The organism is Cellulophaga fucicola, from assembly GCF_900119145.1.
Taxonomy (GTDB): domain Bacteria; phylum Bacteroidota; class Bacteroidia; order Flavobacteriales; family Flavobacteriaceae; genus Cellulophaga; species Cellulophaga fucicola.
The window spans coordinates 91225-113661 of sequence record NZ_FPIY01000006.1 but is presented as its reverse complement, the minus strand read 5'-3'; the positions used below and the strand labels follow the sequence as shown (position 1 = coordinate 113661).

At 33.1% G+C, this 22437-nt stretch carries 21 protein-coding genes and 2 tRNA genes; 6 read left to right on the top strand and 17 right to left on the bottom strand.

The window, feature by feature from the left end:
• The first annotated feature begins 1 nt into the window (after window position 1).
• The 4 genes from BT107_RS15950 to BT107_RS15935 all read left to right on the top strand — a co-directional run bounded on the left by BT107_RS15950 (window position 2) and on the right by BT107_RS15935 (window position 3411).
• Entirely contained in the window at window positions 2–829 is an 828-nt protein-coding gene (locus BT107_RS15950; protein WP_072304835.1) for an amidohydrolase family protein, read from the top strand.
• 10 nt (window positions 830–839) lie between these two features.
• Window positions 840–1631, top strand: coding sequence for an SDR family oxidoreductase (locus BT107_RS15945; RefSeq protein ID WP_072304834.1), 792 nt, complete (start codon window positions 840–842; stop codon window positions 1629–1631).
• A 95-nt stretch (window positions 1632–1726) separates the two neighbouring features.
• The gene (fucP, locus tag BT107_RS15940; RefSeq protein ID WP_072304833.1) at window positions 1727–3067 is read left to right on the top strand and encodes an L-fucose:H+ symporter permease; all 1341 of its coding nucleotides are present in this window, start codon (window positions 1727–1729) and stop codon (window positions 3065–3067) included.
• Window positions 3068–3069: 2 nt separating this feature from the next.
• Window positions 3070–3411 carry an L-rhamnose mutarotase gene (locus tag BT107_RS15935; protein WP_072304832.1) on the top strand — a complete coding sequence of 114 codons (342 nt, stop codon included), beginning with the start codon at window positions 3070–3072 and terminating at the stop codon, window positions 3409–3411.
• 136 nt (window positions 3412–3547) lie between these two features.
• On the opposite strand, the gene BT107_RS15930 is transcribed toward BT107_RS15935, so the two are convergent.
• From BT107_RS15930 to BT107_RS15875, 12 genes are all read right to left on the bottom strand, one after another.
• Window positions 3548–4561, bottom strand: a complete 1014-nt coding sequence (locus BT107_RS15930; RefSeq protein WP_072304831.1) for an L-rhamnose/proton symporter RhaT — start codon at window positions 4559–4561, stop codon at window positions 3548–3550.
• A gap of 34 nt (window positions 4562–4595) precedes the next feature.
• Window positions 4596–5639, bottom strand: a complete 1044-nt coding sequence (locus tag BT107_RS15925) for an aldose epimerase family protein (RefSeq protein WP_072304830.1) — start codon at window positions 5637–5639, stop codon at window positions 4596–4598.
• 10 nt (window positions 5640–5649) lie between these two features.
• On the bottom strand, window positions 5650–6741 hold the full coding sequence (locus BT107_RS15920) for a mandelate racemase/muconate lactonizing enzyme family protein (RefSeq protein WP_072304829.1): 1092 nt from the start codon (window positions 6739–6741) through the stop codon (window positions 5650–5652).
• Between the two features lie 30 nt (window positions 6742–6771).
• A complete protein-coding gene (aldA, locus tag BT107_RS15915; protein ID WP_072304828.1) occupies window positions 6772–8226 on the bottom strand; it encodes an aldehyde dehydrogenase in 1455 nt (484 codons plus the stop codon).
• Window positions 8227–8237: 11 nt separating this feature from the next.
• Complete coding sequence (locus BT107_RS15910) at window positions 8238–9641, bottom strand: sulfatase (protein ID WP_072304827.1); 1404 nt, start codon at window positions 9639–9641, stop codon at window positions 8238–8240.
• A gap of 19 nt (window positions 9642–9660) precedes the next feature.
• Entirely contained in the window at window positions 9661–10431 is a 771-nt protein-coding gene (locus BT107_RS15905; RefSeq protein WP_072304826.1) for an SDR family NAD(P)-dependent oxidoreductase, read from the bottom strand.
• Window positions 10432–10448: 17 nt separating this feature from the next.
• Window positions 10449–11465: a zinc-dependent alcohol dehydrogenase gene (locus BT107_RS15900; RefSeq protein WP_072304825.1), complete on the bottom strand. Its 1017-nt coding sequence runs from the start codon at window positions 11463–11465 to the stop codon at window positions 10449–10451.
• 194 nt (window positions 11466–11659) lie between these two features.
• Window positions 11660–12451, bottom strand: a complete 792-nt coding sequence (locus tag BT107_RS15895; RefSeq protein WP_084639255.1) for an IclR family transcriptional regulator — start codon at window positions 12449–12451, stop codon at window positions 11660–11662.
• A 114-nt stretch (window positions 12452–12565) separates the two neighbouring features.
• Window positions 12566–13792: a glycoside hydrolase family 117 protein gene (locus BT107_RS15890; RefSeq protein ID WP_072304823.1), complete on the bottom strand. Its 1227-nt coding sequence runs from the start codon at window positions 13790–13792 to the stop codon at window positions 12566–12568.
• 4 nt (window positions 13793–13796) lie between these two features.
• On the bottom strand, window positions 13797–16328 hold the full coding sequence (locus tag BT107_RS15885; RefSeq protein ID WP_072304853.1) for a glycoside hydrolase family 2 TIM barrel-domain containing protein: 2532 nt from the start codon (window positions 16326–16328) through the stop codon (window positions 13797–13799).
• A 374-nt stretch (window positions 16329–16702) separates the two neighbouring features.
• Window positions 16703–16775: transfer RNA gene (locus BT107_RS15880), tRNA-Lys, on the bottom strand.
• Between the two features lie 297 nt (window positions 16776–17072).
• Window positions 17073–17145 (bottom strand) — tRNA-Lys (locus BT107_RS15875).
• A 138-nt stretch (window positions 17146–17283) separates the two neighbouring features.
• Between BT107_RS15875 and BT107_RS15870 the strand changes: the two genes are divergently transcribed.
• Window positions 17284–17799 (top strand): shikimate kinase, encoded by a 516-nt coding sequence (locus BT107_RS15870; protein ID WP_072304822.1) that lies wholly within the window; start codon window positions 17284–17286, stop codon window positions 17797–17799.
• Here BT107_RS15870 and BT107_RS15865 read toward each other — a convergent pair.
• On the bottom strand, window positions 17791–18288 hold the full coding sequence (locus BT107_RS15865; RefSeq protein ID WP_072304821.1) for a phosphoribosyltransferase family protein: 498 nt from the start codon (window positions 18286–18288) through the stop codon (window positions 17791–17793). The two genes, BT107_RS15870 and BT107_RS15865, sit on opposite strands and share 9 nt — an antisense overlap.
• Window positions 18289–18337: 49 nt before the next feature.
• Window positions 18338–18718, bottom strand: a complete 381-nt coding sequence (locus BT107_RS15860; RefSeq protein ID WP_072304820.1) for an RNA-binding S4 domain-containing protein — start codon at window positions 18716–18718, stop codon at window positions 18338–18340.
• A gap of 78 nt (window positions 18719–18796) precedes the next feature.
• On the opposite strand from BT107_RS15860, the gene BT107_RS15855 reads away from it, so the two are divergent.
• Window positions 18797–19762, top strand: coding sequence for an FKBP-type peptidyl-prolyl cis-trans isomerase (locus BT107_RS15855; protein ID WP_072304819.1), 966 nt, complete (start codon window positions 18797–18799; stop codon window positions 19760–19762).
• A 110-nt stretch (window positions 19763–19872) separates the two neighbouring features.
• Here the strand turns inward: BT107_RS15855 and BT107_RS15850 are convergent, their stop codons facing one another.
• From BT107_RS15850 to BT107_RS15840, 3 genes are all read right to left on the bottom strand, one after another.
• On the bottom strand, window positions 19873–20457 hold the full coding sequence (locus tag BT107_RS15850) for an outer membrane beta-barrel protein (protein ID WP_072304818.1): 585 nt from the start codon (window positions 20455–20457) through the stop codon (window positions 19873–19875).
• Window positions 20458–20563: 106 nt separating this feature from the next.
• Window positions 20564–21517, bottom strand: coding sequence for a transketolase family protein (locus BT107_RS15845; protein WP_072304817.1), 954 nt, complete (start codon window positions 21515–21517; stop codon window positions 20564–20566).
• A 51-nt stretch (window positions 21518–21568) separates the two neighbouring features.
• A complete protein-coding gene (locus BT107_RS15840) occupies window positions 21569–22414 on the bottom strand; it encodes a transketolase (protein ID WP_072304816.1) in 846 nt (281 codons plus the stop codon).
• Window positions 22415–22437 lie beyond the last annotated feature (23 nt).

Sequence of the window (22437 nt, the reverse complement as noted above, 5' to 3'; positions counted from 1 at the left end):
TATGATAATAGATGCCCACCAACATTTTTGGAAATACGAACCAGCAAAACATAGTTGGATAGATGATAATATGGCTGTAATTAGAAAGGACTTTATGCCTGCTAATTTAAAAAAGGTTTATCTAGAAAATAATATAGACGGCTGTGTTGCGGTGCAAGCAGACCAAACAACTTTAGAGAACGATTTTTTATTGGATTTAGCATCTAAAAATAGCTTTGTAAAAGGTATTGTTGGTTGGGTAGATTTTAGAGCAGATACTATAGATGAGGTTTTAGAAAATTACAGCAAGCTAAAAAAAATAAAAGGTTTTAGGCACGTAGTACAAGGAGAGCCAGATCATAATTTTTTATTAAGGCCAGATTTTTTAAATGGAATTTCAAAATTAGAAAAATACAATTTCACGTATGATATTCTTGTGTTTCCACATCAATTGGGTGCGGTGTTAGAGTTTGTAAAAAAGTTTCCTAACATCAACTTTATAATAGATCATATAGCAAAACCTTATATAAATGACGGTTTTTATGATGGTTGGGCAAACTTAATGTTGGCAATTGGTCAACAACAAAATGTCTATTGTAAACTATCTGGTATGGTAACAGAAGCAGATTATAACACGTGGACACCAGAAATTATAGCACCATATATGCAACTTGTTTTAAAAGCTTTTGGTGCAGATAGGTTATTATTTGGATCAGATTGGCCTGTGTGTTTAGTGGCTGGTAATTATAAAAAAGTTAAAGAGTTAGTTACAGATTTTATTTCCCAATTGAGTAAGGGAGATCAAGAAAAGATACTTGGGTTAAATGCTGTAAAATTTTATAATTTATAAAAGATATAAAATGGATTTAGGTTTAAAAAATAAAGTAGTTGTAGTAACAGGTGCTGCTGGTATTAAAGGGAGTATAGGAGAAACTATAGTACAGCATTTAGCAGCAGAAGGGGCAATACCAGTAATAGTTTGTAGAAATGATAGAGGTTTTGGATACGAGAAAGAACTTAAAGAAAAAGGTGTAGATGCTTTGTTTGTAAAAACAGATTTATCAGACCACAAACAAATTGAAGCTGCGGCTAAACAAATTGAAAAAAAATATGGTAAAATTGATGCATTAATAAATAATGTAGGTGTTAATGATGGTGCAGGTTTAGATGCTTCTGTAGAGGATTTTATGTACTCACTTAAACTTAATATGGTAAGTTACTTTGCAATGGTAAAATATTGCTTGCCAATGCTTAAAAAAACCAAAGGAAATATTTTAAATATAGGGTCTAAAGTTGCTCTTACTGGTCAAGGAGGTACATCTGGTTATGCAGCATCTAAAGGAGGTGTCTTAGGTTTAACTCGTGAGTGGGCTGTAGATTTAATTACTTACGGAATACGATCTAACGCTATTGTAATTGCTGAGAGTTGGACACCTGCTTACGAAGCTTGGATAAAAACATTAGAAAACGGAGAAGAAAAACTTGAATCTATTGTAAAAAAGATACCATTAGAAAATAGAATGACAATGCCTGCTGAAATAGCAGACCAATGTTTGTTTACAATATCTTCAAAATCATCGCATACCACAGGACAGTTTATTACAGTAGACGGCGGTTATGTGCATTTAGATAGGTCTTTGTTAACAGAATAGTAGATAAAATCATTTGTTCTATTGTTTAAGCCAATTGCGGCTTTAGTTAGTATTTGTCATCTGTAGTTTTATCAATAAAAGTAATTTACCTAAATATGAATCAACCAAAAAATATCCCAATAGTAAAAAAGGAATTGTTATTTCCTTTTATAATGATAACCACTTTATTTGCTTTATGGGGAATTGCAAATGACTTAACCAATCCTATGGTTTCTGCATTTAAAAAAGTAATGCCAGAATTATCTAATATGCAGGCTTCTTTAGTACAATTTGCTTTTTATTTTGGGTACTTTTTTATGGCATTGCCTGCCGCTTTGTTTATTAGAAAATACAGTTATAAATCTGGTATAGTTTTAGGGTTGTGTTTGTATGCAATAGGAGCTTTTTTGTTTTATCCGGCAGCAGCTTTTCAAGAGTTTAATTATTTTTTAATTTCACTTTGGGTAATTACTTGTGGGTTAGCGTTTTTAGAAACCACATCTAACCCGTTAATATTATCATTAGGGTCAAAAGAAACAGCAACGCAGCGTTTAAATTTAGCACAAGCATTTAATCCTATTGGTTCTTTAATTGGGATGATAGTTGCACAGCAGTTTGTTATTTCGGCATTGCGTTCCGATGATAAAAATGAAAATGGAGAGTTAATTTATGATAGTTTATCTACATCGGCAAAAGCTGTTATTAGAGAGAACGATTTAAGTGTAATTAGTGTACCATACATTATACTTGGTGTATTTGTTTTGTGTATTATGGGAATAATTTTATTCATTAAAATTCCTAAATCCGTAGATGGTGATAAAATGTCTATTTCAGATTCATTTAAAAAACTATTTTCAAATAAAAATTACATTTTTGGCGTCATTGCTCAGGCCTTTTACGTGGGAGCACAAATTATGTGTTGGACTTATATTTTTCAATACGTAGATAATATAAACGAAGGTTTACCAGCAAATGAAGCTTTAACCGCTACGTGGTATAATGTAGCAGCTATGGTTATTTTTTTAACTGGTAGATGGATTGGTACTGCGTTAATGAAAACACTTAACCCATCACGTGTTCTATTCTTATTTGGTATAGGCGGAGTATTATTTTCTGCAGGAGCAATTTTATTACAAGGGCAAATAGGTTTGTATTCTTTAGTGGGCGTATCTTTATTTATGTCTATTATGTTTCCTACTATTTATGGTATTGCGCTTAAAAATATGGGAGACGAGGCTAAAATAGGATCGGCAGGTTTAGTAATGGCCATTGTAGGTGGTGCATTAATGCCGGTATTACAAGGTGCAATTTTAGATTGGGGAGGGCCAGGTTTTTCAGATATTAAAGTTTTAGGTTTTATACCAGAGGTTAATTTTTCATTTATTTTACCTTTAATATGCTTGTCTGTTGTTACTTTTTATGGCTATGTAACTTATAAATCATCAAAGAAAATATAAAAATGGAGATCAAAAGATATTGTTATTCTTGTGACCTAAAAGACGATTCTAAACTTATAGCAGAATACAAGGCTTACCACGCAGAAGGTAAAGCTTGGCCAGAAATTACTAAAAGCATAAAAGATGCAGGTATTGTAGATATGCAAATTTACCTTACAGGCAATAGAATGTTTATGATTATGGAGGTAGATGCAACTTTTGATCCTGTTAAAAAAGGAGAAATGGATGCTAATAATCCAAAAGTACAAGAGTGGGAAAACTTAATGTGGAATTACCAGCAAGAATTACCTTGGGCAAAAGAAGGTGAAAAGTGGATTGCTTTAGAAAAAATATTTCAATTATAACAGTTAGTTTTTTTTAGTTCTTTTTGTTAGAGTTTAGGCTGTTGTAATAACAGTCTAAACTTTTTTTGTTAAAAGTAAAAGACCCACCATATGGTGGGTCTTTTTTGCAAAAAATAAAAACTAACTCTAATTTTTTTTAAGATATACCATTACTATAAGCAACAATAACAATGCCTATTACCATACAGCTTAGGCCAAAGTATAAGAACTTACGAGCTTTAGTAGAGGCTTTAATCCATTCTTTGGTTATAATACCACTAATAATTGCGGTTACTACACAAGAGGTGTTAAATATAGCATAACCAACGGTGTTACCAGAAGCTCCTAATTTATAGGCTGCAAAAGCAAATAGGGCAGAAGCAGCATAGTGAAAGAATGCCATAACCAATATTAAAACAAAATTTTTGCCAAAAGCAGGTGTTTTAAAATCTCCCCAAGCTTTTTTAGTACTTAGCTGCCAAAGAAAGTAGGCTGTCATTACAAGACCTCCACTAATAAATATAGGAAACATTACAGCAACGGCAGTTACCCACTCTGCATTTCCTGCCGCTTGGCTAGCTTCATGCAAGTACGGTCTGCCAGCTGCATTAGCATAACTAAAACCAGTAGCTAACAAACCACCTACAACGGCTATTAATATACCTGTAGCCATAGATCCTTTTTGCGAACTATTTTCTTTATTATCTTTTTCTACCTTTTCTCTAATAAAGCCCGCTTTACCATTTGCAAATATTCCAATTAAGACAATAAAGAGTCCTAATAGAATGGTTGTTAATTTGTTTGTTGGCGGTAAACCATCTTCAATAAATGGTAGTACAGAACCAACTAAAATTATTGTACCTATAAAAAGAGAAAACCCTAAAGACAAGCCAATGTGATTAATGGCTTTACTCCACATCATTACGCCAACACCCCAAAGAAAACTGGTAAGTCCCATTTTTATCCAAATATCTGTTGGCATATTGCTAAAAATATCACTAAACCCTTTTATTAAAGATATTGATGCTATTATAGGAACCACAAACATGGTCAATAAAAAAAACAAACTCCAAGTATTCTCATACTTAAAATCTTTTGTAAATTTTTCTGGTAGGGCATATAGGCCTAACATTAATCCTGCAAAAATTGCTAGTAATACTCCTTCTGTCATAGTTTGGTTGCTTTTTTGAGTGAATTAGTTGTTGTTAAAATGAAAATTTAAATACAGTTGTGCTTGTAAAATTTTCACCTGCTTTTGTAATAGATTTAGGCGAGTTTTTAATATTTGGTCCGTTAGGGTACCTGTGTGTTTCACAACAAAATCCTCTGTATTTTCCGTATTCTAGTCCATTTTCTCGTTTAAGATTATCTGCGGTGTATTTACCTGTGTATAGTAACATACAAGGTTCTGTAGTAAAAACATCTAGACTTAACTGTGCGTCCTCACTTTTTACTGTTGCTACTTTAGTTACTGTCTCACCAGTATTATCAAAAACATAAAAATGTTCAAAACCATCATTCATTGCATTGTGTGCGTCTGCAATTTTTTTAGGTTCCCTTAAGTCATCAGGAGCGTTAGTTACATCTACTATTTCTCCTGTTGCGGCAACAGTTTCGTCTGTTTTTAACCGTCTATTAGTATATACTTGTGCAGTATGGTTCTCTATAGATGTGGTAAAGCCAGACAAGTTAAAATACGTATGGTTTGTTAATGATAATGGTGTGTCTGCATCTGGTGTAGCACTGTAGTTTATGGTTAGCTCATTACTATTTGTTAGTGTAAATGTTACAGATACAGTAACATTACCAGGAAAACCTTCTTCTAAATCTTTACTTACTAAAGATAGCTTTAATTTATTTTCACTAGCCGTAGCAGTATCTACAGTCCATATTTTTTTATCAAAGCCAACAGCACCCCCGTGTAAATTGTTTGGTCCGCAGTTTTGCTCTAATTTGTATGTTTTACCATTTAAACTAAATTTAGCGTCTTTAATTTGTGAGCAATATCTGCCAACTGTAGAGCCAAAGTAAGGCGAGTTCTCTTTGTAATTATCAGAAAAATAACTGCCTAGAGTATCAAAACCACAAGCAATTTCTACTAATTCTCCTTTAGTATTAGGAACCTTTATAGACGTAATTGTTGCTCCGTAATTGGTTATTTTTACAAGCATACCGTTTGCATTTTTTAACGTATACAAATCTATTTCTTGCTCATTTATAGATCCAAAATTACTTTTTATAGGTTTCATACTTTATTTTTTATTGTTGATAAGGTGCTAATTTTTCCCAATTAAATATTACTCCTGTTCCTGGTTCATTAGATGCTACAGCCCTATGGTTTTCTACAACAAGAGGTCTAGTAGTATATTCATCTATAGGAAAACTATGTACCTCTAACCAACCTGCATTAGGTTGTGCAGATACCAAACTTACGTGAAGTTCTTGCATACCATGAGAACAGGCAGGAATATTGTACTTATCTGCCAAACGAGCAGCTTTTAACCAACCTGTAATTCCGCCACAGTTTGATGCATCTGGTTGAATAAAAGAAAGCTTAGCTTGCTCAAAAGCATACTCAAACTCGTGTATGGTATGCAAGTTTTCTCCCATTGCTAGTGGAAAGCCTGTTTTTTCAACTATCTCTGCATAGCCTTTATAGTCGTCTGGTATAATTGGCTCTTCAAACCAAGTAATATCATATTGTTTAAAACCTTTAATAGCCTTTATTGCTTTTTCAATAGACATAGAATAATTGGCATCTACCATAAAAGTTACATCCGGACCAATAAATTCTCTAACAGCTTTTATTCGTTCTAAATCTTCATCTAAATTTTCTCTTCCTATTTTTATTTTTACAGCATTAAATCCATTAGCTAAATAGGTTTTCATATTATTAAGAAGCTTTTCTATTGGGAACTGTAAATCAATTCCGCCACAATAAGCTTTACAAGTGTTATCCTTGCCGCCAGCCATTTTCCACAGAGGAAGATTGGCTTTTTTACACTTAATATCCCAAAGAGCAATATCTATAGTAGAAATTGCAAATGATGCAATGCCACCACGACCTACGTAGTGAATATGCCACTCCATAAAATCGTACAAGCCATCTATGTCTGTACCATCTTTACCTATTAAAACAGATGCAAAATCGTTTTCTACCATTGCTTTAATAGCGTGCCCACCTTTACCGCCAGTGTAGGTATAACCTGTTCCTGTACTACCATCTTCTAAAGTAATGGTAGTGGTTACTAGCTCAAAATGTGTGTGGTCTCCGTGTTTTGCATCATTTAAAACTTCAGGTAAAGGAACCTTGAAAAGTTTAGTTTCTACACTTATTATTTTTGTATTCATCTTAATTATTTTAAAAGAAGTTGTCTTTAATTAAGCTTTATGTTTAATGTAAAAAGTCTTTTTCTCCATATACTGTTCAAAACCATATTTACCATCTTCACCACCAGAACCAGATAATTTGTAACCGTTATGAAAACCTTGATGTTGCTCTCCGTGACCACGATTTACATAAATTTCTCCATACTCTAGCTCATCATTACATTTCATAATGGTGTTCATATCATTGGTAAATACCATTGCAGCAAGTCCGTATTCACAATCATTTACATAACCTATTACCTCGTCAAAAGTTTTAAATTTTAAAACGGGTAAAATTGGTCCAAAAGATTCTTCATGAACAATAGTCATATCTTGAGTTACATTTGTTAAAACGGTAGGCTCAAACCAGTATCCTTTTTCAAATTCTGCTCCTTCTGGTTTTTTTCCTCCAGTAGCAATTGTAGCCCCTTCTTTTAGACTAACAGCAATTAAATGTTCCATATGCTTTAACTCGACAGCATTTACTTTAGGACCCATATCTGTATCCTCTAACATAGGATTACCAACTTTTAAAGCCTTAGTTTTTGTTATGAATTTCTTCATAAAAACATCGTAAATATCTTCATGCAAATACATACGTTCATTACAGGTGCAAACTTGTCCGCAATTGTCGAATCTAGAATGTAATGCAGCATCTACAGCGGCATCAATATCTGCATCTTCAAATACTATAAAAGGCGCTTTACCACCAAGTTCTAACTGAACGTGAGTAAGGTTATTGGCAGCATTCTTTGCAATTTGTTGTCCAACAGGAGTAGACCCTGTCATTGTTATCATTTTTGTAATAGGACTTTCTACTAGTGCATTACCCATAGCTCTACCTGGACCGGTAATAATGTTTATAACTCCAGCAGGAATTCCTACTTTATTTGCCAAATTACCCAACTCTAAAGTTGCTAATGGTGTTTCTGATGTTGGTTTAATTACAATAGTATTTCCTGCAACCAAGGCCGGGCCCAGTTTACGACCAGCCAATGCTAAAGGAAAATTCCAAGCCGTAATTGCAACAACAACCCCACGCGGAACTTTTTGAATCCATATTTGCTCGTTAGGATTGTCAGAAGGAATAATATCACCTTCAATTCTGCGAGCACCTTCACAAGCATACCTAATAAATGAAGCCGTAACAGCAACCTCAAAACGAGCAACCTTTAAAAGTTTTCCTTGCTCTTTGGTTAATAGTTGAGCCAAATGCTCTGTATTAGCATCAATTTCATCTGCCAATTTATATAACATATCTGCTCTAGAACGTGCAGGTAATTTTTTCCATTCTTTTTGTGCTTTATCAGCAGCTTTTAAGGCGTCTAAAGCCTCTTCTGCAGTTCCGTTTTGCACGTTTGCAACTATTTCTTCTGTAGACGGGTTTACTATAGCTATAGTTTCGCCAGATGTAGATTTTACCCACTCTCCGTTAATAAATAACTTGTATTCTTTAGTTGATGACATAGTGTATGGTGTTAATTTTTTGTGTTCGTTTTTTTATATGCATCCATGCGGTCTGCAGCATGGCCTTCAAACTCTCTTCTTAATTGCCAAAGAGGTCTTTCTAATGTTAGTTCCCAAGCAAATAATTGCTTGTATAATGTTTTTACTTTTTCTGGATATTGATTTGCAAGATTGTTTACCTCAGAAACGTCTTCTTTTAAATTGTATAGCTCTGCAGGCCTATCTGGAAAGCGAATTAATTTCCAATCCATACTTCTTATAGCTCCTCTGTTTTCTTTTTTCCAGTAAAGAACCTCATGCGGTCTTGCTGTATTTTTACCTTTTACAAAAGGCAATAGATCCACACCGTCTAATTGTTTTAGGCTAGATGAATTTCCTTTTGCAACATTTAAAAATGTAGGTAAAAGATCTAAAGTGCTAATGGGGTAATTATAAGTTGTATTTTTCTGTAATTTACTTGGCCAAGACATTAAAAAAGGAACTCTAATACCTCCTTCTAAATGGTTTGCTTTTGTGCCACTTAACGGACTATTGTTAGATTGGTTAGCATCTGATGGTCCGCCGTTATCATTGGTATAAACAATTAGAGTATTTTTCTCTAGGCCTTGTTTTTTAAGTTCTTTTAAAACATTACCAATTGCTCTGTCCATAGCCAAAGTCATAGCTGCTAGTGTTTTTCTTTTACCAGTAAGGTCAGGAAAATGTTTTAAGTCTTCTTTAGTTGCTTGCATAGGAGTATGTACAGCATTAAAAGACAAGTAAATAAAGAAAGGTTTCTCTTTGTTTTTTTTGATAAATGATATTGCCTCATTAGCCAATTCATTAGTAAGATAGCCTTTATGTTCTAAAAAATTTCCAAATCCTGTTTCAAGTCTATCTTCATTTCTAGTTAATACATTAGTATCATCATATGGTAAATAGCTGCGAGCACCTCCTCTAAAGCCATAGAATTCATCAAAACCACGTTTTATAGGATGAAAACGATCTGCATTACCCATATGCCATTTTCCAAAAAGGGCAGTTGTATACCCCTGTTTTTTTAAATAATCTGCAATAGTAAGTTGGTTTGTAGGTAATCCCATTTCATCACCCAATAAGCCAGAAGCACTCATATAACCAGGGACATTATTTTCTTCAAAACCAAATTTTTGCTGGTATTGTCCAGTTAGTAAACCTGCTCTAGACGGGCCGCAAACAGCAGCACTTACATAAGCTTGTGTAAACTTTACACTTTTTTTGGCAAGCTTATCTAATTCTGGAGTTTTAAATTCTGTACTGCCTTGAAAGCCAAAATCAGCATAACCAGCATCATCAGAAAGTATAAAAACTATATTAGGTTTTTCTTGTCCAAATAGTAAACTCACCTCTAAAAAGACAAATAGGAGAACTGTTGTTTTTATATTTTGATGATACATTGTATACTGTATAAATTAATTATCTACCCATCCATCCGCCATCTACTAAGACGATAGAACCACTCATATAATTAGCTGCTTTAGAAGCTAAAAAGACTACAGGACCAGCAAAATCTTCTGGTTCTCCCCATCTTCCAGCAGGAATTCTTGCTAAAATAGATTCTGCTCTCTCTGGATTATTACGTAAAGCTTCTGTATTGTCTGTAGCAATGTAACCAGGAGCAATTGCGTTTACATTAACACCTTTGCCTGCCCATTCATTTGCAAATGCCATAGTTAATTGTCCTATAGCACCTTTACTAGCAGCATAACCAGGAACAGTAATTCCGCCTTGGTATGTTAGTAATGAAGCTGTAAAAACAATTTTACCAGAACCTCTAGCCACCATTTCTTTACCAATTTCTCTAGTAAGTATAAATTGTGCATTTTGGTTTACTTCAATTACCTTATCCCACATCTCATCTGGATGTTCTGCAGCAGGAGCTCTTAAAATAGTACCAGCATTATTTATAAGAATATCTATTTGTGGATGATCCTTTTTTACTTGATTTATAAAAGCATACAAGGCTTTTCTGTCTGAAAAATCACATTGATAAGCACTAAATTTTTTGCCTTTGGATTCAACTTCTTTAGCTACGCTACTTCCTGCTAATTCTAAACTAGCAGAAACACCAATGATATTTGCACCAGCTTCTGCCAAACCAATAGCCATAGCTTTGCCAATTCCTCTTTTACAACCTGTTACTAAAGCTGTTTTTCCTTCTAATTTAAATGTATCTAAAACACTCATTTTTTTATTTTCTTTAATTATAAACTACAATCCATAAGTACTTTCATCCCAGATGGGTTTTTGTCAATGTTTTCAAACACTTGCTGAATTTTGCTCAATGGTTGTACATCTGTAATCATTGCTTCAAAAGGAAGTTTATTTTCTGTTATAAGTTCTATAGATTTTTCATAGTCTTCCTTTTCGTAAACTCTAGCGCCAATTAAGCTTAATTCTTTCCAGAAAAATTTAAACAGGTCTACTGGTTTTTTCTCGCCATGAATTGCAACCATTAAAATTCTGCCTCTAATCCCAGCTACTTCACACATAACATCTAAAGCGGGTTGTACACCAGCTACTTCAAAAACAACATCTGCTCTTTTGTTGTCTGTTTTGCTTTTAACGTAGTCTACTAAATCTATTTCGGTAGGGTTTACGGCATCAAAACCAAGGTCTTTTGCCATTTTAATTCTTGTTGGGTTTACTTCAGAAATTATAACTTGTGCACCAACTTCCTTGGCAACCATAGCTACTAACATACCTATTGGTCCGCCTCCTAAAACAACTGCAGTTTCACCTTTAACAAGTCCGCTTCTACGTACATCATGTGTTGCCACAGATAAAGGCTCTATTAAAGCAGCTAGTTTTAAGTTGGTTTCTGGTTTTAGTTTATGTAGAACAAATGCAGGTACGTTCCAGTACTGTTGCATAGAGCCAGGACTATCTATACCAATAAACTTTAAATCTTCGCAAATATGGTTAAATCCTTTATCAGATGGTTTTACTTTTCTATCGTCTAATGGTCTAACTACAATTTTTTCTCCAACTTTATAGTTGGTAACATTTTTGCCAACTGCATCAATAGTACCAGACATTTCATGACCTATAGTTTGTGGTATAGAAACTCGTTTATCCATCATGCCATGGTAAATGTGTACGTCTGTACCGCAAACGCCAGAATAGGCTACTTTAATACGAACTTCACCTTCTGCAGGTTCTTCAATTTTTTGATCAATTACAGCAAAAGTTTTATTGCCTTTATATTGTGTTGCTATCATTTATTTAAGTTTCAAATAGTAAACTAGTTTCTTATTTGAAACAAATATACATTTTTTTATAAAACATGAACTATCTAAATAAGCTTAAATTAAAGGTAAAGTGTTAAAATATAATGAAGTAGGGGAGAGCTCCTTATGCAAGTATGATAAGAAGAGGTTTTAAAACTAAAAATTTATTTAAATGAAGACCGGTTTTATTGAGAAATAAAACCAAGTTTAACAGATATTTCTAAAGCGTATTTTGCAACAATTTGTCCTTTTTTATGAAACTCTTCATGTGGTAATCTACCGTGCGGCGCAGTAATCCAAAGAGCAGCAACTGGGTAGCCAGACTCATTAAAAATTGGAGCTCCAATACAATGTATACCTTGTATATCTTCGCCATTATCTATTGCATAACCATTTTGTTTTACTAAACTTAAAGTTTCTTTAAACTCTTTTTTAGATGTAATGGTATTTTTAGTGTATTTAGTAAGTGTAATTTTTTTTAAAAGTTTATTAGACTCTTCTTTGGGTAAAAAGGCTAAAATACTTTTACCACCAACAGAACTATGTATGTTAAATTGAGTTCCAGGTTCTACAAATAACTTTACAGGATAAGAAGAAGAAACTTGTTCTAAAATTGTGCCTTTAGCGTCTAACAATACACCTAACATAACAGATTCTTTTAGCTCGTCTCTTAATGCACGCATAACATCTATAGACATTTCTACAATGCTTTGCTCGTTCATTGCAGATATGCCTAGTGTAAGCATTTTTCTAGAAAGGGTTATTTTTTTAGTAGTCTCATTTTTCTGTAAGTAATTTTTAAAGATAAGTGTGCTAACTACTCTAAAAGCAGTGGTTTTTGTAAGATCCAATGCTTCAGTAATTTCGGCAAGAGTTAATCCGTCTTTTTTTGTAGCTAATATTTCTATAACCATTAAGCCCCTTTCTAAATTAGGAACATTGTATTCGGATTTTAAATCTGCCTTTTGTTTACTCATTAGATGTGTACTTATATATTGTAAAATTACTATTATTTATTCAACTATAAATAGAATAAAAAAAGGAACAATAATTAAATGTTCCTTTTTTAGTGTTTTAGTTTATGGTGTTACTTATTTAGATTTAACACCTTTGGCTTTATGTGTTGTTTTTCTGGCAGATGTAAAACTCATTATACTTTGGTAGTCACCACTATTGTATATGTGTGTAAGTCCCCAACGTAATATTTCTGTTGGTTCTTTTTCTGTATCTGCAGTTCTATTAAGTCCTATTGCGTGTGCCGGAACACCAGGAATAACAGATTTAATTTCAAAATTAATACCATCTGGAGACCATTGTATTGTGTTTTTTTCTGGACCGTCTGTGGTAATTAATGATGCTATACCACCATTGTAAGACCAAACGCAAATTTCATGACCACTGTTGCTTATTGGGTTGTAAGAAGATTTTACATAAGGACCTAGAGGGTTGTCTGCAATGGCAACACCATGGCGTATTTGTCTACCTCCAAATGTAATTTTTTCTCCCATTTGTTCTCCTTTGTAATATAAGTAGAACTTACCTTTATATGGTAAAATACAAGGGTCATGTACTTTGTGACTGTCAAAATCTCCCTTTTTTTCTACAGCAAAACGATCTTGTTCTTCTCCTTTCCAGACACCATTATCTGCAGGGCTTAAAATTGGTTCTTCACTTTTAGTCCAAGGACCATTAGGAGAGTCTGACCACGCTAAGCCAACTTGATTTTTTACACGTACATTGTATGGTGATTTTACGGTTTGGTAAGACAGGTAATATTTGTCTTCGTACTTCATTATTTCTACTGTAAAAACAGATCTATCATCATAAGCACCTTTTTCGCCTCTGGCAACAGCAATACCTTCTTCTTTCCAAGTTTCTCCATCTTCAGATGTAGCGTACCAAATATCACATCTATCCCAGGGAAAAACTTTTTCATTCTCTATATCTCCTCCAAACCCTTGAGAAGGACCTATACTTTTGCTATACCATACATAGAACTTTCCGTTTTCTTTAATAACTGCACTTGGATCTCTACGTACAACACCCTCTTCATACGCTAAATCTCCTTTTAAAGGTTTAAGGTTAGAGAATTGTATAAACCAATCGTTACCTAAATCTTTAGGCCATTGCAAAGCTCTTTTTGTTGCAGCACTTAAAGAATCTGGGTTTGAAATACCTAACTCATCAATCTGTTCGGGAGTTATTTCTATTTTAGGTTCTGTTACTTCAGCTGTATTTTCTACGCTAGTATTATTTTTACATGCAGTAATTAAAAGTACACAGGTAAGCCCGCATAATATTATATTTTTTCTGATCATAGTATTAATTGTTATTTGGTTCTAAAGTAATTTCTATTTGGTTGCTTTTTAATGAAGCAGAATTTGCATTTATTTTTATAGGAGTAGTTTTATTTTGTAGAGATTGAATAATTAAAAGTGCTCTTCCTTTACTTGTTTTTACTTTATTGCTGTTAAAGTTTTGTGTACTAGTAATACTACCATTATCTACACCTAGTAATTTTGCGTCACCAGTAATGTTAAAATTAATAATTTGATTTTCAGTTTGTACAGGATTACCGTCTTTATCTAAAATTTGAGCAATAATATGAGCAACAGTATATCCGTTTGCAGTTAGTTTTTGCTTGTCAGTAGTTAATTTTATAGCTACTGGTTTAGTTGTAGTAGTAATTACAGTTTCTACTTTTTTATCGTCTTTTAAACCAATAGCTTTTAGAGTTCCTTTTTTAAACGGTACAACCCATTTGTATATATGATCTTTAAAGCTGCTAAGCTTTTTTGTACCTAGCGATTTGTTGTTTAAAAATAACTCAACCTCTTCACAGTTAGAATACACTTCTACAACAGTAGCGTCATTATCATTATAGTTCCAATGCTCGTTTACATTGTGCCAAAACCATAAATTCTTTTCCCAACTACCTTCTTTTTTTTCTATAGGATTGCCATTTGCATCTAACTTATAAATAGATTTATCTAAAGTTTGAGAAGTGATATAGATATTAGGGTCATTATTCCATAAAGCATTAAACATATGGTATGATGGTTTTTTAAATCCAGCTAAATCTAATAAACCACTTGCAGTACCTTTTTTTGGCCAACTTTTATTAGACTCTCCCATATAATCTATACCTGTCCATAAAAATGTACCAGAAATAAATGGTCTTTCTATAACAGATTTCCACTCGTGCCACTGACCAAGACTTTCTGTTCCCATAATTGGTAGTTTAGGATAGTTTTTATGTCCGTAATCATAAATTACTCTACGGTAACTAAAACCAATAATGTCTAAAGCATCTGCGTAACCAGACTCATAACTAGAAGAAGGTAAAATTGAATTAGCAATTACATATCTGGTAGTATCTAATTCTTTAGTCCATTTTGTTAATTTTTTTGCAGTTTTACCAATGTCATACTTGCCTTTTGGTAGCGTGTTAAGCTTTTCTTTAATAGTGCTTATATTGTTAGGAGGTAGTGACCAGAAATAGTTTCCGCTCCAATCCATATTATTAAAAAATCCGGTAGATTCTGCATTTCTAGGGTATGTCCATTCAATTTCATTTCCTATACTCCATTGAAAAATAGAAGGATGATTTCTGTGTGATAAAACAGTATTTTTCAAATCTTTTTCTGCCCATTCTTGAAAATGTTCTGTGTAACCTCTTGTAATATAGTCTACACTTTTTTCATTCATATTTTTACGTTTGTCTTTAGGATTGTCCCACTCGTCAAAAAATTCATCTTGTACAAGAAAACCCATTTCATCACATAAATCTAAAAACTCATTAGATGCCGGGTTATGAGATATTCTAATGGCATTGCATCCTATATCTTTTAAGGTTTGTAAGCGTCTTTTCCAAACTCCTTTAGGTACAGCAGAACCAACAATACCAGCGTCATGATGTAAACAAACACCTTTTATTTTTCTGTTTTTTCCGTTTAAATAAAATCCAGTATCAGCATCAAACTTAATACTACGTATGCCAAATTTTGTTTTATGCGTGTCTATAATTACATCATCTTGTACAATGGTAGTAATAGCAGTGTATAGGGTAGGATTGTCTATATCCCAAAGCTTAGGGTTGTTAACGTTAATAGTAGTTAGGTCTTTTTGAGATGCATTTTTGGCAATCGTTATTTTTTTGGTATCAGTGTTTATAACGATATCGTCTTTATCATAAATAGTTGTAGTTAACTCAGCTGTTTTTGTAGTGTTGTATTTGTTATTTATGGTTGTTTGTATACTAACAGTGGCAAGTTCATTAGTTATGGATGGTGTTGTAATAAAAGAACCCCAAATAGGAATATGCAGTTTGTTTTTGGTTATAAATTTTACATTTCTGTAAATTCCAGAGCCAGTATACCATCTACTGTCTGCATATCTAGTTCTGTCTACCTTTACATTTATTGTGTTTTTGTTACCATTTTCATTTAAAGCAGCTGTTATGTCATAATAAAAAGGAGAATAACCGTACGGATGAAAACCTAGTTCTTTCTCATTTAAACTAATAGTTGCATTATTATACACACCGTCAAAAAGTATATACGCTACTTGATTATTGTTTAAATTGGTAACAAAATCTTTTTTATAATACCCAATTCCTCCTAATAAATAGCCTGTAGCACCTTCACCTTTTATAGAGTCAAGTTTATTGGCAATACTCCAGTCATGTGGTAATCTTATTTTTTGCCATTCGGTATCTGTAATTCCAGAAACAGAATCTTCAAGTTTAAAATTCCAATCAAAATTAAAATCGGTTTTCAGGGTTACAGTCTCTTGTGTTTTACAATTAAAGACTGTAATTATGAATAGAGTAACAAGCGCTATTTTGTATTTCATTTTAATAGTATTGGTTTTAAGCTTTTTAAATTGATTTAGCGTAGCTATATTCAATAGTGTTTAGCTATAGCTATGTGGAGTTATGCAAATATGTATATATATTGATACTTAAATATATATAGATACTAGACAAGAACTGAACAATACACAATACGTTGTAGGTTTTTAAACATTTGCACTAGACATAAGTTTAACAGCTATAAAAAATGAAGATATTTAATAGAATATGTATTTTTTAGTAAAAAAGTATATACTTAAATAAATAACAAGGCTTGTTTGGTAAATTATAAGTGTAGAATTTAAAACAACTTGCTTTAAAATAAAAAAACCTTGTAGATAAATTCTACAAGGTTTAATTTAAAGATTTCTCTTTGTGACCGGGCTGGGGCTCGAACCCAGGACCCTCTCCTTAAAAGGGAGATGCTCTACCAACTGAGCTACCAGGTCATTATTCCATCGCCTAAGCGTATTGCTGTTAGCGGGTGCAAATATATGACCTTTATTTTATTTGACAAGGACTTTTTGCAATAAAATAATATGTAAGACAAAAGCTATGGCTAAACCCCCTGTGTTATATTTAATTAGGGTTTTATTTTTTTTAATTAATAAAAGAAAAATTCTTTTTAAAAATAGAATTTAAGGTATTGTTATTTGTAATAATACAATTTTAAACTGCAAAGAGTAACTGTTAAGTTTAAAGCAAAAAAAAATCCGAAAACGTAATGTTTTCGGATTTTTTATTTGTGACCGGGCTGGGGCTCGAACCCAGGACCCTCTCCTTAAAAGGGAGATGCTCTACCAACTGAGCTACCAGGTCATTATTCCATCGCCTAAGCATATTGCTGTTAGCGGGTGCAAATATATGACCTTTATTTAGTTTGACAAGGACTTTTTTATTTTTTTTCGTTTTTTTTTATTTCCCTTAAAAATAGAGCATCTTTGTATAAAAAAATAAATGCAAATAGTACTGGTTGGTTATATGGGTAGTGGTAAATCTACTGTAGGGAAGGAGCTTTCCAAGCGTTTGAAAATCAATTTCTTGGATTTAGATACTTATATTGAAGCAAAATATGAGATGTCAATTCCTGAGATATTTTCGACCAAAGGAGAGATTTTTTTTAGAAAAGTAGAAATTTTGTGTTTAAAAGAAATTTTTGAAAAAGAAGAAGATTTTATTCTTTCTACAGGTGGTGGTACTCCTTGTTATGGAGATAATATAAATGTTATGACAACCAGTTCTAAAAACGTTTTTTACCTAAATGTTCCTATTCCAGAATTAATAAAAAGACTGGTAAAAGAAAAAGAACATAGACCATTAATAGCTAATATTCCAGAAAACGAGCTTCCAGAGTTTATTGGTACACATTTGTTCGAGAGAAGTTACTTTTATACAAAAGCACACCATACTATATTAGTACAGCAAAAAGATAGTGCCACAGTTGTAGATGAAATAGTGGGTAAGTTAGTTTAGGTAAACAGCATCATTTTTAGACTTAAACTCAACCTCTATATGTTCTTGCAAGGAAGTAGATAAAGAAATTCCTTTATAATCTGCTTTAACAGGGTATTTTTTATGGTTTCTGTTAACCAATACAGCTGTTTTTAATTGTCGTAACGGAACTTTTAAAAAATGAAACACTCCATATATAAGTGTGGAGCCAGAGTTTAAAACGTCATCTATTAAAACAACAGATTTATTAGTATAATCTTCCGTAGCAATAGAGGTTGTAACACCGCTTTCTAATGGGTTTTTTTTATCCATTTTTACAGTACAAAGTGTAATTTTTGCTTCGGTAATATCTTCTAAAATAGTGCTTAGCTTTTTAGCAAATTTTAAGCCGCCACCTTCTATACCCGCAATTATAATCTCTGTTTCATTAACATTAGCTTCATAAATTTGATAAGCTATACGCTTTATTTTATGCTGAATTTGGTCGTGAGATAATATTTTGTTCTGCATTTGTGCTGTAATTTTATATGTATCAAAGATAGTAAAGACTTTTTAAGTCTTATTCTTCTTCAGAAGAATTAGTAGTATAATCGTCTATTTCTCTTCTGTCTTTTTTAGTAGGTCTTCCAACTCCTTTTTTTCTGTAATAGTCTTTAGAGTATTTTAGAAGATCTGAATGTTCAAAAGCTTCTTTAGGAGTAGTATCCTTGCGGTACATATCTACTAATTTGGCGCCAACTCTGTTTGGCGGCACGTCTAATACGGTAAGTTTGTAGTTAATTTGGTTTTTTCTAACCTCAATTTTGTCCGTAGGGAAAACATCTCTAGATGGTTTAACGGCTTTTTCATTTATCTTAATATGTCCTTTTTTGCAGGCTTCCGTAGCAATACTTCTTGTTTTAAAATATCGTGTACACCATAAATATTTGTCTATCCTCATAATCTATCCAAAATCTTTGTTAACTACTTCCGCAAAAATAGGGGAAAATTGTATCTTGCGACTCATAAATTAGAATAGATGAAATTTAAAAACGTACTTATATTTGTTTTACTAGCCATTTTAGTATGGTCTTGTGGTAGTGATGATAATGGCTTTACTATAGTTCCTCCTAAAGCTTTGAGTGAGATAGTAGACCAAGATAAAGACTCTATAGTTCAATATTTAGAGACTCATTTTTACAACTATGAAGAGTTTCAAAATCCACCAGCAGACTTTGATTATAAAATTGTTTTAGGAGAAATTGAAGGTGATAACGCAGATAAAACCCCTCTAATAGATATGATGACAGCAGTGAAAACTACTGTTAGATCTACTGAAATTGGTTTAACTAATAACAAAGAGGTAGAGCATACGTATTACTATTTAGTAGCTAGGCAGGGTGTCGGTGATCAGGCCACTGCAATGGATTCTACTTATGTTCGTTACGAAGGTTTGTTGTTAGATAATACGGTTTTTGATGCTTCTACGGCTACTCCTTTATGGTTTGATTTAGCAACAATTCAAGCCCCTAGTCAAGGAGCAAGAGGTTTTTCTGAAGGTGCTAAATTCTTAAAAGCAGGTGGAGCACCAATTATAAATGAAGATGGTACTTTTGAAATCACTGATTATGGAGTTGGACTTGTGATTTTTCCTTCAGCTCTTGGTTATTATAACAATGCGACTGGTTTAATATCAGAATATAGTCCATTAATTTTTAAGATTGATTTAATGGCTGTTAACGAAGCTGATCATGATAACGATGGTGTACCATCTTATTTAGAAGATTTAAATGGTAATGGATACTTGTATGATGATAACACAGATTTAGCATCAGAAGAAGGGTCTTCATCCATTTCTACTGTGCCAGATTACTTAGATAATGATGATGATAATGATGGTAAATTAACTAGAGATGAAATTAGCGATGCTGATGGAAATATAATTTTTCCTTATCCGGATTCTAATAACGATGGTATTCCAGATTACCTGGATCCAAATAGCTAGTATAACTGTACATTATTGCAAAATATAAAAAGAGCCCTAGAAATTAATTTCTAGGGCTCTTTTATTTAATCACTAATTCTAGTGAAACTATATAATTATATGTCTGCTAATTATAATTTTAAAGATAGACTTAATATCAATTGATCTGGTCTTGTGTCTATTCTGTCTCCTCCGTTAATAGCGTTGTTAGAGTTTAGTATAGATACTTCGTTATCACTAAAACCTCTTTCATATCTAATGTCTACGCCTAATTTACCAAGATTAACGCCTACGCCTACGTTAAGGCCTACTGTAAAGTCGTTTTTAACATCGCCAATAGTTATACCTTCATAGTCAGTGTCTAGAATATATTGAAAAGATGGACCAGCAAATACATTTACAGGGCCAATTACCTTTGCGCCTACTAAAACTGGAAGGTCTAATTTTTGCATTTTAAAATCTTCTGCATAGCCAGATTTTAAAGATGTGTACACCAATTCTGGTCTTAAGTATAAGTTACCAGCTGTTTTTGCATAGATACCAATGTGGTATCCTACATTTTTGTCGGGGTCATTATATGCATCCTTTGCCGAATCAAAATAATCTCCGTTACCACCGTAGTTTAAACCTCCTTTAATACCAAAACCTGCATCTGTTTGGGCGTAAGTAGCTAAACTAGCTAAAGCCAATGTAATTACTAAAAGTGTTTTTTTCATTTTAAAAGTGTTTTAAACAAAAAGAGAATGACTGTAAAAAAACAATCATTCTCAATATGTTATTAATTAATATGTAAGTATAAGTATCAAAAATGATACCATTGTCTTACTTGCGTTCTATAACTTTTATAACGGCTTTTTCTATCGCTTTATTGTCTAAACCGTATTTTTCCATTAATTGTGCAGGAGTTCCACTTTCACCAAAAGTATCATTAGTGCCAATGAATTCTTGTGGTGTTGGTTGACTAGTTGCTAAAACACGAGCAACACTTTCTCCTAAACCTCCTAAAACATTATGCTCTTCTGCAGTTACAATACAACCTGTTTTTTTAACAGAGTTAATAATTGCGTTAGCATCTAATGGTTTTATAGTGTGTATATTAATTACTTCTGCAGAGATACCTTGACTTTCTAAGTTTTCGGCAGCTATTAAAGCTTCCCAAACCAGGTGGCCAGTTGCTACAATAGTAACATCTGTACCTTCTGTTAAATGTACAGCTTTACCAATTTCAAATTTCTGATCAGCAGGAGTAAAGTTTGCTACTTTTGGTCTTCCAAAACGTAAATAAACAGGGCCATCATAATCAGCTATTGCAATAGTTGCAGCTTTTGTTTGGTTGTAATCACAAGGGTTAATAACTACCATTCCTGGTAACATTTTCATTAATCCTATATCTTCTAGTATTTGGTGTGTTGCACCATCTTCACCCAATGTAACACCAGCGTGAGAAGCACAAATTTTTACGTTTTTACCAGAATATGCTATAGATTGGCGTATTTGGTCATAAACTCTTCCTGTAGAAAAGTTAGCAAAAGTACCTGTAAATGGTATTTTACCACCAATAGTTAAACCAGCAGCAATACACATCATGTTAGCTTCTGCAATACCTATCTGAAAGAATCTCTCTGGATTTTCTTCAATAAATTGATCCATTTTAAGAGAGCCAATTAAATCTGCACATAATGCAACAACGTTAGGGTTTGTTCTTCCTAATTCTGTTAAACCTGCACCAAAACCACTTCTAGTATCGTTTTTTCCTTGATCTATGTATTTTTTCATATCCTTTATGATTTTTCTCTTTTATGTAAGAGAAGGTAGATTTAATTTTTATTAGTAGTCTCCTAAAGTTTCTGGGTTTTGTGCTAATGCTATCTCTAGTTGCTCATCATTAGGAGCTTTACCGTGCCAAGCGTGCGTGTGCATCATAAAATCTACACCATTACCCATAACTGTGTGTAATAATACGCAAACAGGTTTTCCTTTGCCAGTCATAGTTTTTGCCTTTTTAAGGCCAGCTATAACAGCTTCAAGATTGTTACCTTCTTTTATGTCTAAGACATCCCATCCAAAAGCTTCAAACTTACCTTTAATGCTACCCATTGCTAAAACGGTATCTGTAGAGCCATCAATTTGTTGTCCGTTTAAATCTATAGTAGATATTAAATTGTCAACTTTATTAGCAGAAGCATACATCATAGCTTCCCAGTTTTGACCTTCTTGTAATTCACCGTCTCCGTGTAAACTATATACAAGATTACTGTCTTTGTTTAACTTTTTAGCTAATGCAGCACCAATTGCTACAGACATTCCTTGTCCTAACGAACCTGACGCAATACGGATTCCAGGTAACCCTTCGTGTGTAGTTGGGTGTCCTTGTAATCTAGAATTAATTAGTCTAAAAGTGTTAAGCTCATCTACTGGAAAATATCCACTACGTGCTAATACACTATAATAAACAGGAGAAATATGACCGTTAGATAAGAAGAAAAGGTCTTCACCTTTACCATCCATGTCAAATCCTTCGTTTAATTCCATTAATTCATTGTACAGGGCTACAAAAAATTCTGCACAACCTAAAGAACCACCTGGGTGGCCAGAGTTAACTTTGTGCACCATTCTTAAAATATCCCTTCTCACTTGCGTGGTCAAATCTTGTAATTCTTCCAGTCTTGGCATTTTTATATGTTGTTAATTCGCGT